This window comes from Bacteroides sp. D1 (assembly GCF_000157095.2).
Taxonomy (GTDB): domain Bacteria; phylum Bacteroidota; class Bacteroidia; order Bacteroidales; family Bacteroidaceae; genus Bacteroides; species Bacteroides xylanisolvens.
The window spans coordinates 201,447-227,297 of the sequence record NZ_JH114350.1; the positions used below are offsets into that span (position 1 = coordinate 201,447).

The window sequence follows — 25,851 nt, forward strand, 5'->3', positions numbered from 1 at the left end:
TTCTTTTATCGTTAAAACTGTATTTTTACATTAAATCCCCAACTTCTCAAACTTGGTTGCATAAAGTAATCAACACCTTGATAATAAGTACCAGTAGAAGCGGTAGCTTCCGGATCAAATGGTGCTTTATTATAAATCATCCACAAGTTGTGACCTGTTATTGACAAACTAAGATTACATTTGTTATTAAACCATTTGGCTGGAAGTGAATAGCCCACCGATAACTCTTGTAAACGAACATTAGTAGCACTATATACATAGTTAGACATCAATCCACTTATTCCACCCACTTCTGTATAATAAGTCTGGGGATCCACTTTTCCATTATTTACAGGAACACCTTCATTATCACGTGCTAAAGCTGTGACCTTAGATACTCCGAACTGATCCATTACAGCTTGTGTTGGTGAGATAACAATACCTCCAAAGCGGGCAGCAAGCATAAATCCCAGGCTAATACCTTTATAAGAGAAGTCATTTCTAAAGCCTAAATTGCTTTTAGGCAATACAGAGCCAATATGAATAAACTCATCCGAATTCTTTATATCTTCTTTCTTTACATTCTGGCTCGCTTTATCAATATATACATTTCCTTCGTTATCACGTTTCAAACGATTAGTGACATACATGTCTCCCATGCTTCCTCCTTTACGAAGAATAACTTTAGCCGATCCAATACCACCTTTATCTATCTCATTCAAACTATAGTGATTACCTTCATCATCCACTGCATCATCCAAGAGTTCTACAATCTTATTTTTATTAAAACTAAAAGTCAAATTGGAATTCCATGAGAAATCTCCCCATGATTTATTATACCCTAAAGAAAATTCCATACCTTTATTCTCAATATTACCAGACTGTGCATACATAGTCGCATATACAGCGGTTCCTGACAAAGGAACCTGGAATGTTTGTTTGCGAGTATTAGCCTTATACCAGGTAACTTCCAAACTTAAACTATTATTAAAGAATTTGGCATTCAAACCAGCCTCCCAAGAATTTGTACGTTCAGGATAAAGTTTAGGCAAAGGACGGTAAGTTTGTAATTTCCATTGACTAGTCGCAGGGTCCCACTCATACGTTTTGTTAGAAGAAAGATTCTTAGGAATAGGAGCACCTACTGAAGCAAATGAACCGCGTACTTTCAAATAAGTAATAGCTTTGGGTAATTTCACCATTTCGGAAATTACTCCTGAAAGTCCTATTGATGGATAAAAGAAAGATGATTGTTCTGTATTAATCAATGCTGAATCCCAATCATTACGCCCGGTTAAAGTCATATATAACATACTCTTCCAGCCAATTTCCGCACTAGCAAAAATAGAGTTGGTACGTTGTTTATATCCACTTTCTATAGGATAAGTATCTTTATCCAAAGTTGTAGTCATATTATATAGACTAAAAACATTAGACATATCTTTCAAACCACCTTGGAATCCTCTTTCGTCATAATAAGTTTGAGTAAAACTACCGCCAATATTAGCACTTAAACTTAAGTCACCAAAGCGTTTATTAATATTAGCCATCACATCTGCATAAGCCTGTCTATCGTCAGCTTTATAGTACTTATAGAATCCATAAATAGAACTATTAGTAAAGTAAAGATCAGTAGAAGCATTTCTTTTATCTGAATAATCATTGGTTGCATTATCAATGCGAACGCGCCCTGTCACATCAAGCCAATCCAAAATTTCATATTTTAAACTGGCATTAGCCATGTAACGTTGTTTTTTCATGCCATGGTTCATCTCATTAGCCACCCAATATGGATTATTTTTCATACTGTATCCAGGATCACCCCATCCCCAGTTCTGTACATCTATCTTACGAGTTGTGTCATACGTTTTATACATCCTCACAGCTTCAAAGTTTTCGCCACGCGGGAACAGATATACGGCTGGTAGTGGATTGAAATATTCACCTTGTGCCATTAGATTAAGATCTTCTTGAATAATATAGCTAAAACCCACATCTAATGTCATTTTATCCTTCAGGAATTTTGTTGTATTTCTGAAGGTAAAATTGTAACGGTCATATTTGCTATTTTGAATGATACCAGTTGCATTAGTAGTACCTACAGACAGATAAGTTTGATTCTTTTCATTACCAACAGATAAAGAAACGTTATTCTGAATATTAGTACCTGTATTGAAAAAATCTTTTGGCTCATAAGTTCCGAAAAGGGAAGACGCTTTATCTCCCCATGAAGCAAAGGAACCTGCGCGGTTTATATAAGAATTTTGGAATTCAGGCATTATAAAAGGATTGGAAAAAGTAGAATTATTAGAAATAATAATTCGTGCCTTACCTTCTTTTCCCTTCTTTGTAGTAATTAAAATTACACCAGACGCTGCATTAGAGCCATACAAGGCCGCAGCAGCAGGTCCACTTAATACAGACATGCTTTCAATATCTTCCGGATTGATATCAGATATACCCTCTCCTCTCGGTTGGGCTGAATATTGTCCGTTAGTGTCACCTTTATTTGTATTAAAAATAGGAACACCATCAATTACATATAAAGCATTATTGTCTGAAGATATAGATTTGGTACCACGCATAACTACACGCGTAGCCCCTCCAACACCGGATGAAGATGCATTGATATTAACACCAGCCACCTTTCCAGCCAGTGAGTTCATAAAATTGGCACTTTTTACAGTTGTCAATTCATCACCTTTTACTTCTTGCACATTATAGCTTAATGCTTTAGTTGCGCGCTTGATACCTAATGCAGTAACGACTACTTCGTCCAACACCTGCGTATCTTCTCCTAAAGTAACCTTCAAGGGTTGTGCACTAGTAAGCGTGATTGCTTGGGAGAAAATCAGTTTCATATACTTTTTCTAGATCCAATTCTTGTTAGATAAATAGATTAGATGTTCTATTTTTAAGATATCAGGCTAAATACAATTGAGCAAAATCAATGAATGAAAGAAAAAGTTAGTAAGATTGCACATGAATATGCAGTAATTAAATTGTTTTTATTCATATATGCGGTATGAATATTCGATAAAAGACGTTTTCTCAGGAATGTTCCACACCGAGAATCACTTCGTTTCTCGGTGTGGAACATTTTGATTCTTTAAATGGAACCTAACAAATCATTTAAAGAATAATAATAACTTGTTTTATAGTAGTTGTTTTCTTCTAGTTAGTGCCGATAATACAAAGAACGGAATCTTTTCATTTGATTAATATTGTCAATATTAGATACTATTCTATCACTACGCGGGCGATAAAAAGAATAATTTGCAATAATATTATCCTTTTTTATTTGAATTACGTTTGGCTAAAGTGGAAATCCCTGCGGTTTTCAAAACACTCCTGATAACAAGATGCATATTCTAAATTATAGGTAATCTGAATATGCGTTTTTTAATATTATACTCACTTTTATCCTATATCAATTATTGGTCCATTTTTCATTGTACATACAATTTGCATGCAAATGTATTAATCTAGAGATTAAAGTTAGTCAATAATTGAGCATTCCTTATTCTTTCCTCTTTTTCAAAGTATGCTAAATAGTGCTCGGTTACAGATAAGTTAGAGTGTCCCAAGCTTTCAGAAATATATGAGGTTTTTGCACCTCCACGTTTTAATACTGTAGCAAAAGAATGCCTTGCCGTGTAAGTCGTCAACTGAAAAATTCCAATGTCTTGGGCTATTTTTTTAAGTCTTCTGTTACATTTGGTTATAATACGCCGTACCAATCTAATCTTTTCAAAGGCATCTTCAGTTCCTCTAGCATATTTAAAAATATACGTTTGCGGGCTTAATCTTGGATTACCCCATTTTTGAATAATATTCCACATTTCAGGAGTAATGATTGCATGTATCTCTTTGTTATGTTTGGTAGTTCGAGATGTCTTAGAGCGTACAAAGCATATTTCTCCATCCATAATATTTGAATACTGAAGAAATAATAAATCCATAAAATTAATGCCATTACATAAATAAGAAAACACCCAGAGATCCCTAAATTCTTCTATATCTTTTGTTTCACATTGATAAGACATTACTTTTTTTATTTCAGAAAGAGTAAGTGCTAATTTACGTCCACACCCTTCAGGAATTTCATATTTATTCTTTCCAAAAGGAAAAGATGATTCTTTTATGATACCATCATGTACAGCACGATTTAAGACACACTTTAAAGCTCGGAAATAAATACTTATGCTTGAATAGCTTTTACCTTCTGATATCCAAAATTTTTCACAACGTTTAAGCCAATCAATTGTAATGTTTTCCAAAGGTATAGTGGAACCTCCGAAATCTTCTAAACTTTTTAAAGCACTTTGATAATTTAAGTAAGTGTTTGCTTGTTCATTGGCTTCCAGTTCTTTCATTTTTAAGCGAAAAGCACTGCGCAAAGTCATATCATTCATCTGCCTTCCTAACCTGGCGCTTAATGTTTCAATACTAAATTCTCCTTTTTGTATCAGTTCGTTAACTTGTTGCTTAATAGTTGAAAAACTACTCTCTATATCTGATCGAATTTCTGCCAATAACCGGCTTTTTACTTTTAATAACCTTGCCCAATCTTCTTTTGACACTTCCTTCCCAGTTGAGTAATATTTTTGCTTTCTTCTATATACCACTTGAACTTTAACAGGAAACTGTCCACTCTTTTTTGCTCTTCTGGTATCTAATATGGTTAAAACCGAAATTCCATCTTTTGAATATTTGAACATAAAATGAATATTTATATCTATACAATAGGTAAAGCATACATATATTGTATGCAAAATGTATGCAAATGTAATAAATCAGCCTGATTTTAATAAGTACATAAGATTCTATTTATCAAATATTTGAGTATTTATTTTTCAATTAGGAATCTTTCTATTCTATTTTTTTCGAAAAAAATCTTATCTTCGTTTAGTAAGGTTACAACATAAAATGTATTACTATTGAATAAGCGCTTATGGAATTTATTTTAAGTATAACCTTTAAATTTATTAATTATGAGAAACAGAGATACATGAAACCTTTGTGTGAAAACGGTAATCTCATTTACCGCCTCTAATTACAAATTCTCTAAAAACTATTTCTAATTAAAAAGAATAAGATGAAAGAAATTATAAAACACAAGTTTTCATACTTGTTATTCTTCCTTTTGTTGGTTTCGTGTTTTGCTTCAGCTTATGGGCAAGAACGAACGATCACTCTTAATCTATCGAAAGTACCCTTGAACACTGCTTTGAAAGAAATTGAGAAACAAACTTCAATGTCAGTAGTCTATAACACAAATGATGTCGATATAAATCGTGTCATATCTATCAAGGTAACAAAAGAATCTTTGAATAATGTAATGAATCAGTTATTCAGAGGAGTAAATGTCAGTTTTTCAATAGTAGATAATCATATTGTACTTTCTGCGAAGAGTAATAAAGAAGAGCAGCAGAAAAAAACACCAATTACTGCAAGTGGTACTGTTACTGATTCAAAAGGAGAACCATTGATTGGAGTTAGTATTTTGGTAAAAGGAACTTCAAATGGTACTATCACTGATATGGATGGAAATTTCAAAATACAAGCAGCTAAAGGTGATGTACTTGAAGTATCCTATATCGGTTATGCCTCCCAAACAATCACGCTTGCCAACGCACAACCTATAAAAGTAACCTTAGGAGAAGATACGCAAGTATTGGACGAAGTAGTTGTTACTGCATTGGGTATCAAGCGTGCAACTAAGGCGTTAAGTTATAATGTACAAGAGGTAAAAGGTGACGAATTGACAGCTGTAAAAGATGCCAATTTTATGAATTCACTATCAGGAAAGGTTGCCGGTGTTCAGATTAATAGTGGTGCAACCGGTGCTGGTGGTGCCACACGTGTTGTTATGCGTGGTATGAAATCTCTGACTAAAGATAACAATGCATTGTATGTAATTGACGGTGTACCTATTTTTAATACAGGAAAAAGCGGTGGCGAAGGATTATTTGGAGAGATGGGAGGATCAGATGCTGTTGCTGACTTAAATCCGGACGATATTGCTAGTATTAGTATGATGACCGGTCCTTCTGCGGCAGCATTATATGGTTCTGCTGCGGCAAACGGTGTTGTTTTAATTACTACTAAAAAAGGCCAAACAGAGAAAACTACCATAACAGTATCCAACAGTACTACTTTCTCTAAAGCATATATTATGCCGGATATGCAGAACCGTTATGGTACAAGTTCCGGATTATTCAGCTGGGGAGAATTGGCAAACCGTCGATATAACCCATCTGACTTCTTTGAAACAGGCTCCAATGTTATCAATTCGGTAGCATTATCTACAGGAAATACCAAAAACCAGACCTATCTTTCTGCTTCTACAACTAACTCCGGTGGAATTCTTCCGAATAACTCCTATAACCGTTATAATTTTACGGCACGTAATACCACCCATTTCCTGAATGATAAACTTACTCTGGATATCGGTGCACAATATATCGTTCAGAACAACAAAAACATGGTTTCTCAAGGACAGTATTATAACCCTCTCCCATCACTGTATCTATTCCCTCGTGGAGACAACTTTGACGAAATTCGTTTGTATGAACGTTATAATACTAACTACGGCTATATGGAACAATATTGGCCTTATGGTGATGCAAGTTTGTCATTACAAAATCCATATTGGATACAAAATCGCATCAACCGTACTTCCAACAAGAAACGTTATATGATGAACGCTTCTTTGAAATGGCAGGCTACAGATTGGCTCAATGTTGTCGGTCGCGTCAATCTGGACAATTCCGACTACCGGAATAAAAACGAAAAATCAGCTTCTACATTAACAACATTCTGTGGTGTAAGTGGTGGTTTTGAAGATGCCATGCGTCAGGAACGTTCTTTATATGCCGATTTCCTAGCTAATATAGATAAAACATTTGGTGATTTTCATTTAACAGCCAATGTTGGTGCTTCCATATATCATACTTCAATGGATCAGTTATATATTGCAGGTGACCTGGTTATCCCCAACTTCTTCCAGATCAACAATATTAATTTCTCTGCCAACTATAAACCGGATCCTACCGGATATGAAGATGAAATTCAAAGTATTTTTGCCAGTGCTGAATTAAGTTGGAAAAATCAACTGTATCTAACTGTAACCGGACGTAATGACTGGGATTCAAAACTCGCATTCTCCAAACAAAAATCGTTCTTTTATCCGTCAGTCGGTTTATCGGCTTTATTATCAGAAATGGTTAAACTACCAGAGGTGATTTCTTATGCTAAAATACGCGGTTCGTATACAGTGGTAGCCTCTTCTTTCGATCGTTTCCTTACTAATCCGGGGTACGAATACAACAGCCAGACACATAACTGGGCGAATCCGACCGTATATCCGATGGACAATATGAAACCTGAAAAGACTAAATCCTGGGAAATCGGTTTGAACTTGAAATTCTGGGGAAATCGTTTTAATTTAGACGCTACTTACTATCGTTCTAACACACTGAACCAAACATTTAAGGTAGATATCCCCTCTTCTTCCGGATATAAACAAGCGATTGTACAAGCTGGTAACGTGCAAAATCAGGGTATTGAATTAGCTTTAGGATTCAGTGATAAATGGGCAGGATTCGGATGGTCTTCTAATGCAACCTTCACTCTAAACCGTAACAAGGTGAAACGACTGGCAAGCGGTAGCGTGAATCCCGTGACAGGAGAAGCTATCCAAATGGATGAAATGAATGTGGGTTGGTTAGGTAAAGAGAATGTAGCTCCTCGCGTCATCCTGACAGAAGGAGGTTCCATGACTGATATCTATGTATACAACCAGCTGACAAAAGACAATAACGGTAATATAAAAGTCGATCAGAATGGTAATCTGGGTATCACTTCATCAAACACTCCGGTAAAAGTAGGTAATCTGGATGCTGATTTCAACCTCGGATGGACCAATCATTTCACTTATAAAGGAATTGATTTAGGAGTTGTATTATCAGCCCGTGTAGGCGGATTAGCTTATTCGGCTACTCAAGGTATTTTAGATTATTATGGAGTATCCGAAACATCTGCAACAGCTCGTGATAATGGTGGTATACCTATTAATAACGGCAAAGTTAACGCCCAAAAGTATTACCAGACTATTGGTACGGGTGAAGGTGGCTACGGTCGTTATTATCTATATAGTGCAACCAATGTACGTTTGCAGGAATTGAGTCTAAACTATACACTTCCTAAAAGATGGTTTAAAAATGTGGCGAATGTTACTTTGGGTATTGTAGGACGTAATTTATGGATGATTTATTGTAAAGCCCCATTTGACCCGGAATTGTCTGCCTCTACCTCCAGTAACTATTATATGAATGTAGACTACTTTATGCAACCCAGCTTGCGTAACTTCGGTTTTAATGTGAAAGTTCAATTTTAAAAGAAAAAGCTAATGTTATGAGAAAATATTTAAGAAATATCACAGTCGGTGCCGCTCTGTTGTTACTGGCAGGAAGTTGTACCGATAAATTTGAGGAGTATAATACGAATCAATATCAAATTCATGATGCAGACCCTGCGACTTTGATGAAATCTATGATTGAAACAATTGTGAATATTCAGCAGAATGACTCTCAAATGCAAGATCAGATGGTGGGACAGTTAGGTGGCTATCTATGCTGTTCTAACACATGGAGTGGTACAAACTTCAGCACATTCAATCAGAGTGATGCCTGGAATGCTACCCCCTGGAACACTCCGTTTGAAAAAATATATGGAAACTTTTTCCAAATACAAGAAGCGACAAATTCTACGGGACATTATTATGCTTTTGCGTGTATGATACGTGCAATAACAATGCTTCGCGTTGCGGATTGTTATGGACCGATGCCTTACAGCCAAGTAAAGAAGGGTAATTTCTATGTATCTTATGATACCCAGGAACAGGTCTATACCAGTATATTAAGTGATTTAGCCAATGCAGCCGATGTTTTGTACAACTATTATGTAGAAACAAATGGTAATGCCCCATTGGGAGCCAATGATCCGGTTTTTGATGGAAATTATTCAGGTTGGGCTAAGCTAGCCAATTCAATGCGTTTACGTGTTGCAATGCGAATCAGCGGAACATGGCCTGGCATTGCTCAAGAGGCAGCTGAAGCAGCAGTAACACATAAAGCAGGATTGATTGAAAGTAATTCGGATAATGCTATGCTTTCTTGTGGCACGCAGAGTAATCCCTATCAACTGGCAGCTGTAAGTTGGGGTGATCTGCGTGTGAATGCAAATATTGTAGATTATATGAATGCATATGGCGATCCACGTATGCCGAAGTTCTTTAATAAGTCTACCCTTGCCGGGAAAACAGATAAATATGTAGGTATGCGTACTGGAGATGCTGATTTTAAAAAGGCAGATGCAGCAGGATTCTCTATTCCTGCATATACGGCAACTTCTAAATTAATGGTTTTCTGTGCTGCAGAGACAGCGTTTTTACGTGCAGAAGGAAAATTGCGTGGTTGGAATGTCGGTTCTAAAACAGCAAAAGCCTATTACGAAGATGGTATTAATTTATCAATGGAACAATATCAGGTTTCAGCCACTGAATACATGAAGATTGACGAGGCTCCTGTCGTATCACATGAAAGTGATGTTGTGCAAAATGCTACTGCTACAATTACCAATACTGTGAGTGTAATGTGGGATGACAGCGAGGCTGACAACGTAAATGGAAAGAATTTCCAACGTGTCATTACTCAAAAATGGATCGCCAATTATCCATTAGGATTGGAAGCATGGGCTGAATATCGCCGTACAGGTTATCCGGAACTTTATCCTTGTATCGACAATCTATCAGATTGTGGTGTGAGCAGCCAACGCGGTATGCGTCGTCTAAGTTTCCCTTATACAGAGGCACAAAACAATAAAGCCAATTATGATCTGGGAGTAGCAGAACTAGGCGGTGCTGATAACGAAGCTACTGACTTAAAGTGGGCTAAAAAGAACTAATTTATATAATGCATAAAAAGGACTTTTATGAAGAAAATTTATTTATTATACATTGTACTCATATCACTGGCAACGACCTCATTGATCGGTTGCAGTGACTGGACGGAGTCAGAAGCAAAAACTTTTCCCGAATCGATCGTATCGGATGAATATTATGCGGCCTTGCGTGCCTATAAACAGACAGATCACCAAGTTGCATTTGGTTGGTTTGGTGGCTGGAGTGGTGAAGGTGCCTATATGAAAAGTTCTTTAGCCGGTATTCCTGATAGTGTAGATATTGTTTCTATTTGGGGAAATTGGTCGAACATTACAGAAGCTCAAAAAAAAGATCTGGAATTTTGCCAACAAGTTAAAGGTACTCGTTTTACCATGTGTTTTATTATCAGAAGTGTAGGCGATCAAATTACTCCGCAGAATATTCGTGAAAATTGGGAAAATATGGGATTTTCATCCGAAAAAGAAGCTGTGAATGATTTTTGGGGATGGCCTTCCGATGAATCAAATAAGGAAGCAATAGAAGCATCCATTCGCAAATATGCAAGCGCCATTGCCGATACAGTAAACAAATATGGTTACGACGGCTTTGATATCGATTATGAACCTAATTTTGGCAACCCCGGTAATATCGTAGACGAAGACGATAGAATGTTTGCATTTGTTGATGAACTAGGCAAATATTTCGGTCCGAAATCAGGAACTGGTAAATTATTAGTTATCGATGGCGAACCACAGAGCATAACAGGTAGACCTGAAGTCGGGTTATATTTTGACTATTTTATCATTCAGGCTTACAATAATAGTAGTCCTGGCAGTGATTCTAAACTCGATAAACGTCTTATCACAGGCGGCGTAGCAGGTGCAGGACTTGTTCAGACGTATAGCAGTGTCATGTCTGAAGAACAAATCACGAAGATGACCATCATGACCGAGAATTTCGAGGCTACCGATGCTGCTATGGACGGTGGATATGATTACACTGATCGTTATGGTAACAAAATGAAATCTCTTGAAGGAATGGCACGCTGGCAACCAAGTAACGGATTCCGTAAAGGTGGTGCAGGAACCTATCATATGGAAGCAGAGTATGGAACTTCACCAGAATATAAAAATATACGCCGTGCTATTCAAATTATGAACCCGTCATCACATTCATTACTTAAAAATTAATGTAAACTATGAAACGTATGAATTATATAAAAATTTTATGCTTCTCCGCAGTCATAACAGGCTTAGGAAGTATAGTAAGTTGTGGAGATGCAAAATACGATACTTTAGATACACATGCTTATATTGAAGAAGCTCTTTCCAGTACAAGTCAAAAAGTGACCGTACAGGCTACTGGAGAAAGTTTTACTACCCTAAATGTGCATCTTAGTAATCTTTCTTCTACAGATAATCATTATAAATTGGTTACAGATCAATCAGTACTGGACACTTATAACCATATTAATGGAACCGGATATATAATGTTGCCCAAAGATTATTATACGTTGCCGGAAACGATTACTGTAAAAGCAGGACAATATGCAGCCGATGCCCTCTCCATCGCTTTGAAAGCTTTCAGTCAGGAAATGATGAAATCGGGAGAATCATATGCACTGCCTGTAAAACTAGTATCGCAAGATGGAAGTATTTCACCGATGGAAAATACCGGAACCTTTGTTATCTTGGCAGAAAGTATTATCGAATTTTCAGCTCCAATGTTTGTTGGCGCTCCTAGTTTAAAAGCTAATAAATTCACAGAATCTCCCGAAACGTATTCACAATATACGATAGAGGTTCGTTTTCAGGTAGCCAACACAGCTGACCGTGACCGTGCAGTATTTAAGAACGGAGGCGATGATGCAAACTTCATCCTTTTACGTTTTGAGGATCCTCAAAGTGACAATGAAAATTATAAGGCACATTCATTAGTACAGATTGTAGGACGTAACCGGCTTTATTTGAATCCAAGTAATTCTTTCAAGCCAAACGAATGGCAACATTTAGCATTGGTCTGTGATGGTTCCAACTATCGACTTTACATAAACGGAGTTGATTCGGGTGTGTTGAGTATACCAACAGGAGCAACAACTTTCTCTGATGTAAATTGGTTCTGCTTAGGTGATGATTCTTATAGTAGATGGGGAAACTGTAAAATTTTGATGAGTGAAGCACGTATTTGGTCCGTAGTTCGTTCCGCTTCTCAAATTCAGAATAACATGACGCAAGTTAGCCCTAAATCTGTAGGTTTGGAAGCTTATTGGCGATTCAATGAAGGACAAGGTAATGTGTTCGAAGATGCAACCGGTAAAGGTCATACTTTGACAACTTCTGCTACTCCTACCTGGATTGACGGTATTTTATCTACAGATAAGGCTACTGAATGGAAATAGTAAAAATTAAATTGTATATGTATATGAAAAATATATTTCAATCACTATCAATAGCAACTCTACTCGGCTTGTTTGTCCCATTCATTTCGTCCTGTAGTGATGATGAAGAAGTTTTTAACGAGTGGAATGCTACGTATGTGTCTCTACAGAGAAATGACTATTTATCGGGGAATGTAAAAAAGTTCAATCTGACTCATGATGCGAATGGAATCGGAGGAGATGAAATTAAGATGGCTTTTACTGTAAAAACACAGAAAGCAGTCTCTACAGATATGGTTATCGCATTAAGTGCAAAAAGTGAAACAGAAGGGCTTGATGCAAGCCAGATCGTTTTAAGTTCCTCACAGGTTACTCTCAAAGAAGGACAGATGACTTCTGAAGAAATCACTGCAACGGTCGATCCAACGATATTCGCCAGTATCATGGAAAAAACAAGTTTCTCTTTCAGTGTATCAATCAGTAATGTAACTACCAATGATAAGAACACTGTCATTAGCAGTAATTTAAGTATCTTACCTGTCATCATTAATAAAGCTGCCTACTGTAATCTAAAAAGTGGTACTCCTAGCAATAGCCAACTTATCAGTAATCGTGCAGGTTGGATTGTTAATGTGGAAGAAGGAGTAGACGGCGCACCTAATAATTTAATTGATGGCAAGACTGGAACTGACGTTGCTCTAAATAATAAAGGCTTCTGGTTCACCGTTGATTTAGGAGAAACTAAGGTTTTAACAGGCATCAAAACGAATCACTGGGGAAATGCATATGCTCCTAGAGAAGTGGAAATATTACAGTCTGAAAATGGTATGACATGGAAATCATTAAGTTCATTAGCAATACCCGGTAGTAGTACACAAAACATCACGTTCATCTCTCCTATTACTACGCGATATCTAAAATATCAGATTATCACTATCTCTACAAACGGTCGTACGGATGTTACAGAATTTAATGTTTACGAACCCAAAAGTGAGTAAGTATTTATGAATAGATAACTATAAAAATATAGAATAGAGGCTATCAAACAGGCCTTAAGTTCATAAAATCACCCTCATTACAATGAACTGCACCCCAAAAGTTGAACACAAAACTTAAGGAGTGCAGTTCAGTCATGTAGTGAGGGTGATTTCTCGTGTTAAAGACTATCTAATCAAATCCCATTCCAATCAGTTTGCCACTACATATATGTGAAATGCCCCCAGAAAGTTATGTATCTAACTTTTGGGAGCACTTCACATCTTTATATAACGAACAAACCTTAATCTGTCAAGATCTAATTAGACAGCCTTTTAGAAACACTAACCTATCTCTTATTTCTTCATCACTCGGACAATCCGTCCGTCTTTCTTATAAGAGAAATGATTGGTATGCATTAATACATTCAGTATCTCATCAGCAGTGCTATCAGTAGAGAATTCACCGGTAAACCGTTCTGATTTCAATGCTTCATCCTTATAGATAAATTTGATGTCGTACAACTTCTCCATAATATTGGTTATTTCCAATAAAGACTGTTGCTTAAATTCCAACTTGCCATTAATCCAGAGAAGCACATCTGTAGGTTGGTTATATTCAATTAACTCTGCTTGATAAGTATCCGTATTTACATTCAATGTCTGTCCCGGTTTCAACAAATAACCATTCTCTTCCGTTCGCGGAGAATCTACCCGTACCAGTCCTTGAAGCAAGGTAGTCACTACCCTATTCTCATCTTGGCGTGCACGCACATTAAATTTCGTACCAAGCACACAAGTCTTGATTTGCTTACTATTTACTATAAATGGAGCATGTTTATCATGAGACACTTCAAAATAGGCTTCACCCGACAAATCGATTTGACGATCCGAACTCCATAAAGAATTATGATAAACTATTTTTGAAGATGCATTCAGCCATACCTTACTACCATCCGGCAACACAGTCTGCGCTCTCTGTCCGGCAGCAGTTATCACCTCATAATCCGAAAGCTTATTAGAAAGTAATCCCCAGGCAATTCCACCGGCAAAAACGAGTCCGGTAAGAAAAGCAGCCGCCACAGTAGCATAACGTCCCCAACGGATTGAAATACTTTTCCGCTTAGCCTTTTTCTCCTTTTCTCTGATAGCTGATTTAAATTGATCCAATGACGCCTCTGTATCTACAGTATTCATCACCGCTATACGCTCACCTACAAAGAGAGTGTAATAAAGTTGCTCCAAAGTTTTCCGGTTTTCCGGCCCTTCCTCGCACCAAGCTTCCACCCGAGCAGCTTCTTCATCATTACATTCACCTTGCAGGTAATTCACCAAGATAGTTTCATCCATGCTCTTTTATCTTTTTACAAAAAAAACTATAATACCTTTGTAGTAATACAGTTGTGAGCACAAATATACTAAAGAGAAAAAGAAAAAAATATTTTTTCTCGCATTTTTATTTCATTTATCTACTTCTTTCATTATTTTTGTCTTACATAAATTAAAAGAGAATGTCACAATCTCCGATATATTTGGATATTAATAATAATAAGTCCGTTATTACTGCCCTAAAAGCAGGAGAAGAAAAAGTTTTTGACGTCGTCTACAGACATTATTTCCGTAGGCTATGTGCTTTTTGTTCTCAATACGTAAGTGAGCAGGAAGAAATAGAGGAGATTGTGCAGGAAACAATGATGTGGCTGTGGGAAAACCGTTGTACTCTGATGGAAGATCTGACACTCAAAACTCTTCTTTTTACGATTGTCAAGAACAAAGCCCTCAACCGTCTTTCCCATTTTGAGATTAAACGAAAAGTACATCAGGAAATCGTAGATAAATATGATAGTGAGCTCAATAACCCGGACTTCTATTTGAGTGATGAGCTTTTCCGTCTATATGAAGAAGCATTAAAAAGACTTCCGAAAGAATATCTCGAAGCCTACGAGATGAACCGTAATCAACATCTGACGCATAAAGAAATTGCCGAGAAACTGAATGTATCTCCACAAACGATTAATTACAGAATTGGACAAGCTTTAAAGCTATTACGAGTAGCTTTAAAAGACTATCTACCTTTATTCATACTTATTTTCGGACCTAATTTTTTCGAACAATCATGAAATCAAACTTCGTATTTAGTAGTTCAAGCCTGTTTATCGGACTTTTTCTTTTCTTCTTCACAGAAAATGTATATTCACAAGAATCTGCTGACAACTGGACTCTTAAACAAGCCCGCCAATGGACACAGAAACAAGAATGGGCGAACGGGCTGAAGGCAATGCCTCATAAGACAACCGATTATCAGGAGTTTGCCTCACAATATCACAAGAACAAGAAAGTGTGGGACAAGACTTTCCAATGGCTAGCTACCCACGACCTCGTAAATATGCCTGCCGGACGATACGAAGTAGATGGTGAACATTGCTACATCAATGTACAGGATGCAACAACACAAGATGTCAGTAAACGTAAAATTGAAGCACACCGCCACGGCATCGATCTGCAATATGTAGTAAAAGGTACTGAACGTTTCGGAATTACTTCAGCCGAATATGCGGAGCCTATCACCGAATATAAACCGGATGTTACTTTCTACAAAGCCAAGAAAATAAAATATGTAGATTCCACTCCGGACACATTCTTCATGTTCTTCCCTAAAAACTTCCATCAGGCATTAGTAAAAGCCGGGAAAGAACCGGAAGAGATACGAGTAATCGTTGCTAAAATCGAATATATCCCTTAAACAAAAACATGAGTGAACTTTTAGTCTATAAAGCCTCTGCAGGTTCGGGTAAAACATTTACCCTGGCCGTGGAATACATCAAACTATTAATTTTCAATCCCCGTGCCTACCGGCAAATTCTCGCTGTTACCTTTACCAATAAGGCAACAGCAGAAATGAAGGAACGTATTCTTAGTCAGCTTTACGGCATACAGATAGGTGATAAAGATTCGGAAGCCTATCTCAACCGTATCAAAGAAGAGACTGGAAAAACCGAACAGGAGATACGGGAAGCGGCAGGCGTCGCCCTTAACTATATGCTGCATGATTACAGCCGGTTCAGGGTAGAGACTATTGACTCATTTTTCCAATCTGTCATGCGTAATCTCGCACGGGAACTGGAACTTAGCCCGAATCTGAATATCGAGTTAAACAATACCGAAGTTCTTAGTGACGCCGTAGATAGCATGATCGAGAAGTTAGGTCCCACTTCCCCTGTCCTCGCATGGTTATTAGACTATATCAACGAACGAATTGCCGATGATAAACGATGGAATGTATCAGACGAAGTTAAAAGTTTCGGACGCAATATTTTCGATGAAGGCTATATTGAAAAAGGAGAAGGACTTCGGCAACGACTGCGTAATCCGAACACCATCAAAGAATACCGCAAACAACTGAAAGCTCTGGAAACGGAAATACTGGAGCAAATGAAAGGATTCTACGACCAATTCGAAGGAGAACTGGATGGTCACGCATTAACTGCTGATGATCTGAAAAACGGTTCACGGGGAATCGGAAGTTATTTCCGTAAACTGAATAATGGCGTTTTAAGCAATGATATCCGTAATGCCACAGTAGAGAAATGTCTGGAAGATGCCAAAAATTGGGCAACCAAGACTTCTCCCCGTTATGCGGATATCATCAACCTAGCTAATTCCAGCCTTATACAAATTCTGGAAGATGCTGAAAAGTTGCGTTCCAAGAATAATTTGTTACTGAATAGTTGCCGGTTATCCTTGCAACATCTCAATAAAGTGCAACTTCTCGCCAATATCGACGAAAAAGTACGTCAGTTGAACCACGACAACAACCGTTTTCTGTTGTCAGACACGAACGCCCTACTTCACCAACTGGTGAAAGACGGTGACTCCTCTTTTGTATTCGAAAAGATAGGGACAAATATCCATAATGTCATGATAGACGAGTTTCAGGATACCAGCCGAATGCAATGGGGCAACTTCAAACTGCTTTTGCTCGAAGGGCTGTCTCAAGGAGCAGACAGTTTGATTGTAGGAGACGTCAAACAGTCCATTTATCGTTGGCGGAATGGTGATTGGGGAATTCTCAACAGCCTGAATGACCACATCGAGCATTTCCCGATCCGCGTCAAGACGTTAGCCACCAATCGGAGAAGTGAAACGAATGTCATCCGGTTTAACAATCGAATCTTCACAGCTGCTGCCAACTATCTGAACGGAGTGTATAAACAGCAATTAGGCAAAGATTGTGAGGATTTGCAGAAAGCCTATGCCGACGTTGTGCAGGAATCTCCCCGAAGTACAGAAAAAGGATACGTTAAAGTCTCTTTTCTCGAACCCGACGAAGAACATGACTATACCGAGCAGACACTTATTAGCCTGGGAGCAGAAGTGGAAAACCTCCTCGCCTCCGGAGTACAGCTTAATGACATCGCCATCTTAGTACGAAAAAATAAAAGTATTCCCCGTATTGCCGATTACTTTGATAAGGAGCTACACTACAAAGTGGTATCAGACGAAGCCTTTCGCCTTGACGCCTCTCTTGCCATTTGTATGATGCTGGACGCCTTGCGATTTCTTTCCGACGAAAACAATAAAATAGCACGTGCCCAGCTGGCCATAGCCTATCAAAACGAAGTTTTACAAAAAGGATTGGATTGGAATACCCTCCTACTCCTCCCTGCCGAGAATTATCTTCCCGCCGCTTTTCTTGAAAAGATAAAAGAATTAAGGCTAATGCCTCTCTATGAGCTATTGGAAGAGCTTTTCAGTATATTCGAGATGAATCTTATCAAAGACCAGGATGCCTACTTATTCGCATTCTTCGATGCTGTCACTGACTATCTACAAAGTAACTCTTCCGAACTCGACGGATTCATCCGGTATTGGAATGAAACGTTATGCAGTAAAACAATTCCAAGCGGAGAAGTAGAAGGAATCCGGATTTTCTCCATACACAAATCCAAAGGATTGGAATTCCATACCGTGCTCCTCCCTTTCTGCGACTGGAAACTGGAGAATGAGACCAATAACCAACTTGTATGGTGTACCCCGCAAGCAGCACCATTCGACGCGTTGGATATTCTCCCTATCAACTACTCCACCCAAATGGCAGAATCTATTTATGGAAACGACTACCTGCAAGAGCGTCTCCAACTTTGGGTAGATAACCTCAATCTGTTATACGTTGCTTTTACCCGTGCAGGAAAAAACCTTATTATCTGGAGCAGAAAAAATCAAAAAGGTACCATGTCCGAACTGTTGGCAAACACTCTCCCAATCGTAGCTAAGGAAGAAGGTATTGATTGGGAAGAAGACTGTTACGAACAAGGACAACTATGTCCGTCAGAAAAAGAAAGAACAAAGACATCGACCAACAAGCTAACCCAGAAACCGGAAAAGCTCCCTATCCGGATGGAATCCATGCGCCATGATATTGAGTTTCGTCAGTCCAACCGTTCAGCGGACTTCATCCAGGGAATTGAGGAAGAAGACTCGGACGACCGCTTTATCAACCGCGGGCGTATGTTACACACCCTGTTTTCTGTTATCGAAACAGCAGAAGATATAGATCCGGCCATCGAACGACTTATTTTTGAAGGAGTGATCAGAAATGATGAGAAAGAAAAAGTAGCCCGCGAAGTTGCAACGAAAGCTTTTTCTTCTCCTGAAATTCAAGATTGGTATTCCGGAAAGTGGACATTATTTAATGAGTGTGCCATTATCTATAAAGAAAAAGGAGTGCTACAAACCCGTCGCCCGGACCGCGTAATGATGAAAGACAACCAGGTTGTTGTAGTTGATTTCAAATTTGGTAAGGAAAACCCTAAATATAATAAACAGGTAAAAGGCTACATGCAGCTACTTACCAAGATGGGATATAAGAATATCACCGGTTACTTGTGGTATGTGGATGAAGAAAAAATAGAAAAAGTATGAAAGCAGTTCCCCTCATCGGCATCGCCCGCCATCGACTAACAATTGACGGTGAAGGAGTTACAACACTAGTTGCATTTCACGGCTGCCCATTGCGTTGCAAATACTGTCTCAACCCGACATCTTTGCAGCCTAACGGTGTTTGGGAGAGCTATAATTGTAACCAGCTCTACGAGGAAGTACGCAAAGATGAACTTTACTTTTTGGCGAGTTGCGGCGGAGTCACATTTGGAGGTGGAGAACCTTTATTACAAAGCGAATTTATCAGGCAATTCCGCCAACTCTGTGGCCCGGAATGGAGAATCACTGTCGAAACCTCTCTCAATGTTCCGCAACAGAATGTAGAAGAACTGATTTTTACTATAGACAATTACATAGTCGACATCAAAGATATGAATAATGACATCTATCAGCGATATACCGGAAAGAATAATGAAAACGTCTTAGGTAATTTACGATATTTAATCGGGAAAGACAAAACCAAGCAAATCGTTATTCGGACACCACTCATCCCCTCCTATAATACGGAGAAGGATATTAACCTAAGCATAGAACTTCTGAAAGAAATGGGAATTACCCAATTCGACCGGTTCACCTATAAAACCCCTAATGATTAATGACATGGTACGAGAAAAACAAATTTGCAAAATCTTAAAAGAGATTCGCCGACAAATAGCCGAAGCGAATGATATTGAATTCATTACTTCTGAATGTCAGTATCAGGGAGACTGTTTGGGCACTTGTCCCAAATGCGAAGCGGAAGTTCGTTATTTGGAGCAGCAGCTTGAACGAAAACAGATAGCGGGAAAAGCAATCACAGTATTAGGCATATCTGCAGGGCTAATAGCCATGACTCCAATGACTTCATGCACTAATTCGGCTAATAAAGGAATGAATAAAGAAGTGCCTAGTGATACAACTTCCTATGAAAATCTCATTATGGGAGAGCCTGTCCCCACTCCGGCAGAAGACACTATCATTGCCTCCATAAAAGATGCACCACCTCCCCCGCCACCAGCGCCAACACCCGATGATGTGCTAGAAGGAGATATTTGTGAAGAACCACCTGTAGTAGTTGGATTTATTGCCCCCGATATATCAAATACTTCACTGTCGGTTAGCGATACACTGGAAGTAGCTCCGGTTATGCCGGAATTCCCGGGAGGTCAACAAGCATTAATTCAATTCCTTGGAAAAAAAATAAAGTATCCGACAGTCGCTCAAGGAGAGATGGGACTACAGGGACGTGTAATTATCCGGTTTGTTGTTGATAAGGAAGGAAATGTAGTCAACCCCAAAGTTGTACGCAGCGTAGATCCTTACTTGGATAAAGAAGCATTGCGCATCATCAACCAAATGCCCAAATGGAAACCGGGAGAACTGGAAGATGGTACTAAAGTAGCCGTTTATTTCACCGTTCCAGTTATGTTCCGGGCACAATAAATATATGAATTAGAAAAAACTTAATTAATATGCAATCATTTCTCCAACTAGTCGCTCACGATTTATATGCCAAAATAGGAAATGACCTGTCACGTACAGCACTCATTTTCCCCAATAAACGTGCTAACTTGTTTTTCAATGAATATTTGGCAGGAGAATCCGATCAACCGATCTGGTCACCAGCCGCCATGAGTATTAGCGACCTGTTTCAGAAACTATCAGTACAAAAAAGCGGTGACCCTATTCGATTGGTTTGTGAGCTTTATAAAGTATTCAAAGAGGAAACACAGAGCCAGGAAACATTGGATGATTTCTACTTCTGGGGAGAGTTGTTGATTAGTGATTTTGATGATGTGGATAAGAATATGGTTGATGCCGACAAACTATTTAGTAATCTGCAAGATCTGAAAAACCTGATGGACGACTATGAATTCCTCGACAAAGAACAGGAAGAAGCCATTCAACAGTTTTTTCAGAATTTCTCCATTGAAAGACGAACCGAACTCAAAGAGAAATTTATTTCCCTTTGGGACAAACTAGGCACTATCTACCATCATTACCGGGAAAACCTGACAGAGCTAGGCATCGCATACGAAGGCATGCTCTACCGGAATGTGATTGAGCAACTCGATACCGATCAACTCAAATACGACAAATACATATTTGTCGGTTTCAATGTACTGAACAAAGTAGAAAACGAATTTTTCAGAAAGCTGAAAGATGCAGGCAAAGCACTTTTTTATTGGGACTACGATATTTTCTACACCCAACAAATCAGAAAACATGAAGCCGGAGAATTTCTGAAACGTAATCTGGGGGAATTTCCGAACGAACTTCCGGAAAGCTTTTTCGATACCTTCAAAGAACCGAAAAAAATACGTTATATTTCCGCTTCCACCGAGAATGCACAAGCCCGTTTCCTCCCCGAATGGATCAAAATGATTACGGACAATCATTCACAAATCGCTGAAGAAAAGGAAAAAGAAAATGCCGTAGTACTTTGTAATGAAGCCCTGCTGCTCCCTGTACTTCATTCCATTCCGCAGGAAGTGAAGAATGTCAATATCACCATGGGATTCCCATTGGCTCAAACTCCTATTTACAGTTTTATCAATGCCGCTATGGAGCTACAAACCAACGGTTACCGCTCCGATACCGGCCGATTCACTTACGAGGCGGTATCAGCCATATTGAAACATCCCTATACCCGGCAAATCTCATCCCATGCCGGTCCACTGGAACGCGAACTAACCAAAACAAACCGCTTCTATCCACTTCCATCGGAACTGAAGCAAGATGATTTCCTGGCTACCCTCTTCACTCCCCGTAATGGCATTAAAGAGCTATGCGATTATCTGATTGAATTAATCAAAGATATTTCAACCATTTATCGCAAAGAAGGGGAATACAATGATATTTTCAATCAACTTTATAGAGAATCCCTCTTCCAAAGCCACACCAAAATCAACCGTCTCTACAGTTTGATTGAAAGCGGAGAACTAAGTATACGCACAGACACCCTGAAACGACTGATTACCAAAGTATTGACAGCTTCCAATATTCCTTTCCACGGAGAACCCGCTATCGGAATGCAAGTTATGGGAGTACTGGAAACACGTAATCTGGACTTCCGAAATCTCATCATATTATCTCTCAACGAAGGACAACTCCCCAAATCCGGAGGAGAATCTTCTTTTATTCCCTATAACCTCCGGAAAGCTTTTGGCATGACCACTATCGAACATAAGAATGCAGTGTATGCCTACTACTTCTATCGCCTGATACAGCGGGCAGAAAATATCACTCTGCTCTACAATACTTCCTCGGACGGTCTCAACCGTGGAGAAGAGTCCCGCTTCATGCTACAATTACTCGTGGAAGGTCCGCATGATATCACTCGTGAGTATCTGGAAGCCGGACAATCTCCGCAAAGCATCCAAGAGATACAGATAGAAAAAACACCTGAAGTACTAAGACGAATTTATCGTACTTACGATAGCACTAATCCTTCATCGGTAATTCTCTCCCCTTCCGCCCTCAATGCTTATCTTGATTGCCGGTTGAGATTCTATTACCGTTACGTAGCGGGATTAAAAACACCGGATGAAGTCAGTGCAGAAATTGATTCAGCTTTGTTTGGAACCATTTTCCATCTCTCTGCCCAATTGGCATACACCGATCTGACTGCCAATGGAAAAATGATACAGAAAGAAGATATTGAACGCTTATTACGTAATGAAGTAAAGTTGCAAAGCTATGTCGATCAAGCCTTCAAGGAAGAATTATTCAAGGTCGCTCCCGAAGAAAAGCCCGAATATAACGGCATACAGCTTATCAACTCCAAAGTAATTGTTTCCTATCTGAAACAATTGCTCCGCAACGACCTTCAATATACTCCTTTTGAAATGGTCGCCATGGAAAAGAAGGTTTCAGAAGAGATAACCATACAAACGGGACAAGGACCGTTCACTCTCCGCCTGGGTGGGACAATCGACCGTATGGATGCTAAGGAAAGTACCCTGCGGATTGTTGACTACAAAACAGGAGGAAGCCCTAAGATTCCAGCCAACATCGAGCAACTGTTTACGCCATCAGAAACACGCCCGAACTATATCTTCCAGACTTTCCTGTATGCCGCTATCATGAGCCGGAAGCAATCATTAATGGTAGCTCCTGCCCTGCTCTACATTCATCGGGCAGCATCGGAAAGCTATTCGCCTGTTATTGAAATGGGAGAACCCCGCAAACCGAAAATACCGGTAAACAACTTCGCCTTTTTTGAAGATGAATTCCGTGAACGCTTACAGGCATTATTAGAAGAGATCTTTAATGAAAAAGAGCCTTTCATGCAGACAGAGGACACTAAAAAGTGTTCGTATTGCGATTTTAAAGCTATCTGCAAGCGATAGATTAAATTAAAAATTCAGGCACGAATTAGACGGATCACGGTTTTCCCAATTATCTTAAACCGTATAATTCCGTGTAATCCGTGCCTGAATAAAATATAAAGAAGTTTCAACGCATCCTTTAACAGAGACAAAAACGCATTGAATCAATTATTTTTCGAGCAATGGAATTGAGAAACTAAATGTAGATCCGTCTCCCTTCTTTGAAGTAAACCACAGTTTACCACCATTCTTGACAACAAAGTCCTGACACAATAATAATCCGAGTCCCGAACCTTCCTCATTGTTTGTACCGAAGGTATTGAAATGAGTATCAGTGTGCAACAACTTCTTCTGATTTTCGTCATCAATACCGCAACCACTATCTTTCACACTTACGATTGCCATACCATCTTCCTCTGTCAGTGACACCACTACTTCCGAACCTTCATTGCTAAACTTAATCGCATTGCTGATCAAATTACGAATCACTGTCTTAATCATGTCAATATCAGCACGAACAGCCACATTCTCTACAGGCACATCTTGTACTATCTTAATATTTTTCAGGCTGGCCACCATCGTAAAGATTTCACTTACGCCCTCTACGACTTCCACCATATTAATATCCTGATAAACCACTTTCAGCTTACCAATCTGGCTCTTCGTCCATTTCAGCAGATTATCAAGCAATGAGAATACATCTTCTGTTGTCTGATTAGCCATCGTTAGCAATTCATACATCTCATCACCGATTGTATCACTCGGCAAATTCAGAATCAGCATGTTCAATACCATCTTGATAGATCCCATTGGTGAACGCAAGTCATGTGCAATCACAGAATAGAGTTTGTCGCGTCCCATGATCGTCTTACGCAACTCTTCCGTTTGTGCAACAATGATTCTTTTCGCTGCAACCAACGAAATCTGGTGCGTCACACGAATAATCAATTCTTCTTTATTGAATGGCTTTGAAATAAAGTCATTACCACCCACCTGAAATCCTTTTACGATATCCGCCGTACTGTTTAGAGCAGTCAGGAAGATAATGGGAATTTCAGCCATTTCGGGGTCCGCTTTCATTTGTTGAGCTACCTCAAAGCCACTGATATCCGGCATCATTACATCCAGTAATACAAGATCCGGATTTTCCTTCTTCACTTGTTCCAACGCCTGCGTTCCATTACCGGCAGTCACAATTTTGAATTTCTCGTTAGTCAAAAGTACCTTTAATAAAAGGACGTTTGAAATCACATCGTCCACAATAAGGACTTTATATTCAGAAGGATTAATTTCCATATTCATAATTTTCTTTTTTTATGCTTCAGACATTTTTAAAATATTCAATCATACGCTTCAACCCCTCTTCAAGTTCAACAGTAGGCTGCCAGCCCAATTTCTCTTTAGCCAATGTAATATCCGGTTGGCGTTGCTTCGGATCATCATCCGGTAAAGACTTAAATACAATCTTCGAAGATGAACCGGTCATACTAATGATCCTTTCCGCCAATTCCAATACCGGAAATTCATTCGGATTCCCCAGGTTTATAGGACCTGTAAACTCGTCCTCCGTATTCATCATTCTTATCATTCCTTCAATCAAATCATCAATATACTGGAAGCTGCGCGTCTGCTTCCCATCACCATATATCGTTATATCTTCATTATTCAACGCTTGAAGAATAAAATTAGAAACAACCCGTCCGTCATTCGGCAACATTCGCGGACCATACGTATTAAAAATACGGATAATCTTCACACGCACATTGTTCTGACGGTGATAATCCATAAATAACGTTTCTGCACAACGCTTTCCCTCATCATAGCAAGACCGGTATCCCACCGGATTCACATTTCCCCAATAGCTTTCCGGTTGCGGATGAACGATTGGATCTCCATATACCTCGCTCGTAGAAGCTTGCAGAATCTTGGCATCCAGTCTCATTGCCAATCCCAGCATATTAATAGCTCCCATCACAGATGTTTTGGCAGTTTGAATCGGGTCATGTTGATAATGAATGGGAGATGCCGGACAGGCCAAATTATAGATTTCATCTACTTCAACCGAATAAGGATAAGTGACATCATGCCTCACCACCTCAAAATGATGATTATCCATCAAGTGAATGATATTATCTTTCGAACCCGTAAAAAAATTATCCAGGCATATCACGTCATGACCTTCGTTTATAAGCCGTGTACAGAGATGAGAGCCTATAAAACCGGCTCCGCCACTTACCAATATTCTTTTCATTCTAAATATTTCTATTGTTTACTAAAGAGACGCTGTCTCTTCGTTTTGTTTATGGTCACAAATGTAACCGATTT

At 38.9% G+C, this 25,851-nt stretch carries 16 protein-coding genes; 11 read left to right on the plus strand and 5 right to left on the minus strand.

The features are described 5' to 3' along the window. Positions 1 to 11: 11 nt before the first annotated feature. Positions 12 to 2,840: a SusC/RagA family TonB-linked outer membrane protein gene (locus BSAG_RS04145; RefSeq protein WP_008997718.1), complete on the minus strand. Its 2,829-nt coding sequence runs from the start codon at positions 2,838 to 2,840 to the stop codon at positions 12 to 14. A 624-nt stretch (positions 2,841 to 3,464) separates the two neighbouring features. After that, the gene (locus BSAG_RS04140) at positions 3,465 to 4,700 is read right to left on the minus strand and encodes a site-specific integrase (protein ID WP_004314041.1); all 1,236 of its coding nucleotides are present in this window, start codon (positions 4,698 to 4,700) and stop codon (positions 3,465 to 3,467) included. 377 nt (positions 4,701 to 5,077) lie between these two features. On the opposite strand from BSAG_RS04140, the gene BSAG_RS04135 reads away from it, so the two are divergent. The 5 genes from BSAG_RS04135 to BSAG_RS04115 are packed head-to-tail and all read left to right on the plus strand — an operon-like array spanning position 5,078 to position 13,300. Then, a complete protein-coding gene (locus BSAG_RS04135; RefSeq protein ID WP_008997719.1) occupies positions 5,078 to 8,380 on the plus strand; it encodes a TonB-dependent receptor in 3,303 nt (1,100 codons plus the stop codon). Between the two features lie 17 nt (positions 8,381 to 8,397). Beyond that, positions 8,398 to 9,948 carry a SusD/RagB family nutrient-binding outer membrane lipoprotein gene (locus BSAG_RS04130; RefSeq protein WP_004313625.1) on the plus strand — a complete coding sequence of 517 codons (1,551 nt, stop codon included), beginning with the start codon at positions 8,398 to 8,400 and terminating at the stop codon, positions 9,946 to 9,948. A 27-nt stretch (positions 9,949 to 9,975) separates the two neighbouring features. Then, positions 9,976 to 11,115, plus strand: a complete 1,140-nt coding sequence (locus tag BSAG_RS04125) for a glycoside hydrolase family 18 (RefSeq protein WP_004313624.1) — start codon at positions 9,976 to 9,978, stop codon at positions 11,113 to 11,115. Between the two features lie 8 nt (positions 11,116 to 11,123). After that, positions 11,124 to 12,323 carry a DUF1735 and LamG domain-containing protein gene (locus BSAG_RS04120; protein WP_004313623.1) on the plus strand — a complete coding sequence of 400 codons (1,200 nt, stop codon included), beginning with the start codon at positions 11,124 to 11,126 and terminating at the stop codon, positions 12,321 to 12,323. Positions 12,324 to 12,346: 23 nt separating this feature from the next. Then, positions 12,347 to 13,300: a DUF4999 domain-containing protein gene (locus BSAG_RS04115; protein ID WP_008770989.1), complete on the plus strand. Its 954-nt coding sequence runs from the start codon at positions 12,347 to 12,349 to the stop codon at positions 13,298 to 13,300. Between the two features lie 333 nt (positions 13,301 to 13,633). Here the strand turns inward: BSAG_RS04115 and BSAG_RS04110 are convergent, their stop codons facing one another. Then, positions 13,634 to 14,626 (minus strand): FecR family protein, encoded by a 993-nt coding sequence (locus BSAG_RS04110; protein ID WP_004306246.1) that lies wholly within the window; start codon positions 14,624 to 14,626, stop codon positions 13,634 to 13,636. Between the two features lie 161 nt (positions 14,627 to 14,787). Between BSAG_RS04110 and BSAG_RS04105 the strand changes: the two genes are divergently transcribed. From BSAG_RS04105 to BSAG_RS04080, 6 genes are read left to right on the plus strand one after another with little or no spacing between them, the layout of a single operon-like run. After that, on the plus strand, positions 14,788 to 15,396 hold the full coding sequence (locus BSAG_RS04105) for an RNA polymerase sigma-70 factor (RefSeq protein WP_004313621.1): 609 nt from the start codon (positions 14,788 to 14,790) through the stop codon (positions 15,394 to 15,396). Continuing rightward, positions 15,393 to 16,019, plus strand: coding sequence for a YhcH/YjgK/YiaL family protein (locus BSAG_RS04100; protein WP_004313620.1), 627 nt, complete (start codon positions 15,393 to 15,395; stop codon positions 16,017 to 16,019). The genes BSAG_RS04105 and BSAG_RS04100 overlap by 4 nt, the downstream gene beginning before the upstream one ends. 8 nt (positions 16,020 to 16,027) lie before the next feature. Beyond that, positions 16,028 to 19,198, plus strand: coding sequence for a UvrD-helicase domain-containing protein (locus BSAG_RS04095; protein ID WP_004313619.1), 3,171 nt, complete (start codon positions 16,028 to 16,030; stop codon positions 19,196 to 19,198). Further along, on the plus strand, positions 19,195 to 19,812 hold the full coding sequence (locus BSAG_RS04090) for a radical SAM protein (protein ID WP_004313618.1): 618 nt from the start codon (positions 19,195 to 19,197) through the stop codon (positions 19,810 to 19,812). The genes BSAG_RS04095 and BSAG_RS04090 overlap by 4 nt, the downstream gene beginning before the upstream one ends. Positions 19,813 to 19,816: 4 nt before the next feature. Next, positions 19,817 to 20,638: an energy transducer TonB gene (locus BSAG_RS04085; RefSeq protein WP_008997720.1), complete on the plus strand. Its 822-nt coding sequence runs from the start codon at positions 19,817 to 19,819 to the stop codon at positions 20,636 to 20,638. Positions 20,639 to 20,667: 29 nt separating this feature from the next. Beyond that, a complete protein-coding gene (locus BSAG_RS04080) occupies positions 20,668 to 23,547 on the plus strand; it encodes a PD-(D/E)XK nuclease family protein (RefSeq protein ID WP_004313616.1) in 2,880 nt (959 codons plus the stop codon). A 147-nt stretch (positions 23,548 to 23,694) separates the two neighbouring features. Here BSAG_RS04080 and BSAG_RS04075 read toward each other — a convergent pair whose 3' ends face one another. Next, complete coding sequence (locus BSAG_RS04075; protein ID WP_008770988.1) at positions 23,695 to 24,828, minus strand: hybrid sensor histidine kinase/response regulator; 1,134 nt, start codon at positions 24,826 to 24,828, stop codon at positions 23,695 to 23,697. Between the two features lie 19 nt (positions 24,829 to 24,847). Next, positions 24,848 to 25,777 carry a UDP-glucuronic acid decarboxylase family protein gene (locus BSAG_RS04070; RefSeq protein WP_004313614.1) on the minus strand — a complete coding sequence of 310 codons (930 nt, stop codon included), beginning with the start codon at positions 25,775 to 25,777 and terminating at the stop codon, positions 24,848 to 24,850. Positions 25,778 to 25,851: the final 74 nt, after the last annotated feature.

What these genes read in the sequence shown, in the direction of transcription:
- BSAG_RS04070 (WP_004313614.1), bottom strand. Translation starts at nt 25,777, where the DNA reads ATGAAAAGAATATTGGTAAGTGGCGGAGCCGGTTTTATAGGCTCTCAT.
- BSAG_RS04100 (WP_004313620.1), top strand. Translation starts at nt 15,393, where the DNA reads ATGAAATCAAACTTCGTATTTAGTAGTTCAAGCCTGTTTATCGGACTT.
- BSAG_RS04145 (WP_008997718.1), bottom strand. Translation starts at nt 2,840, where the DNA reads ATGAAACTGATTTTCTCCCAAGCAATCACGCTTACTAGTGCACAACCC.
- BSAG_RS04080 (WP_004313616.1), top strand. Translation starts at nt 20,668, where the DNA reads ATGCAATCATTTCTCCAACTAGTCGCTCACGATTTATATGCCAAAATA.
- BSAG_RS04105 (WP_004313621.1), top strand. Translation starts at nt 14,788, where the DNA reads ATGTCACAATCTCCGATATATTTGGATATTAATAATAATAAGTCCGTT.
- BSAG_RS04120 (WP_004313623.1), top strand. Translation starts at nt 11,124, where the DNA reads ATGAAACGTATGAATTATATAAAAATTTTATGCTTCTCCGCAGTCATA.
- BSAG_RS04095 (WP_004313619.1), top strand. Translation starts at nt 16,028, where the DNA reads ATGAGTGAACTTTTAGTCTATAAAGCCTCTGCAGGTTCGGGTAAAACA.
- BSAG_RS04125 (WP_004313624.1), top strand. Translation starts at nt 9,976, where the DNA reads ATGAAGAAAATTTATTTATTATACATTGTACTCATATCACTGGCAACG.
- BSAG_RS04140 (WP_004314041.1), bottom strand. Translation starts at nt 4,700, where the DNA reads ATGTTCAAATATTCAAAAGATGGAATTTCGGTTTTAACCATATTAGAT.
- BSAG_RS04130 (WP_004313625.1), top strand. Translation starts at nt 8,398, where the DNA reads ATGAGAAAATATTTAAGAAATATCACAGTCGGTGCCGCTCTGTTGTTA.
- BSAG_RS04115 (WP_008770989.1), top strand. Translation starts at nt 12,347, where the DNA reads ATGAAAAATATATTTCAATCACTATCAATAGCAACTCTACTCGGCTTG.
- BSAG_RS04090 (WP_004313618.1), top strand. Translation starts at nt 19,195, where the DNA reads ATGAAAGCAGTTCCCCTCATCGGCATCGCCCGCCATCGACTAACAATT.
- BSAG_RS04085 (WP_008997720.1), top strand. Translation starts at nt 19,817, where the DNA reads ATGGTACGAGAAAAACAAATTTGCAAAATCTTAAAAGAGATTCGCCGA.
- BSAG_RS04135 (WP_008997719.1), top strand. Translation starts at nt 5,078, where the DNA reads ATGAAAGAAATTATAAAACACAAGTTTTCATACTTGTTATTCTTCCTT.
- BSAG_RS04075 (WP_008770988.1), bottom strand. Translation starts at nt 24,828, where the DNA reads ATGAATATGGAAATTAATCCTTCTGAATATAAAGTCCTTATTGTGGAC.
- BSAG_RS04110 (WP_004306246.1), bottom strand. Translation starts at nt 14,626, where the DNA reads ATGGATGAAACTATCTTGGTGAATTACCTGCAAGGTGAATGTAATGAT.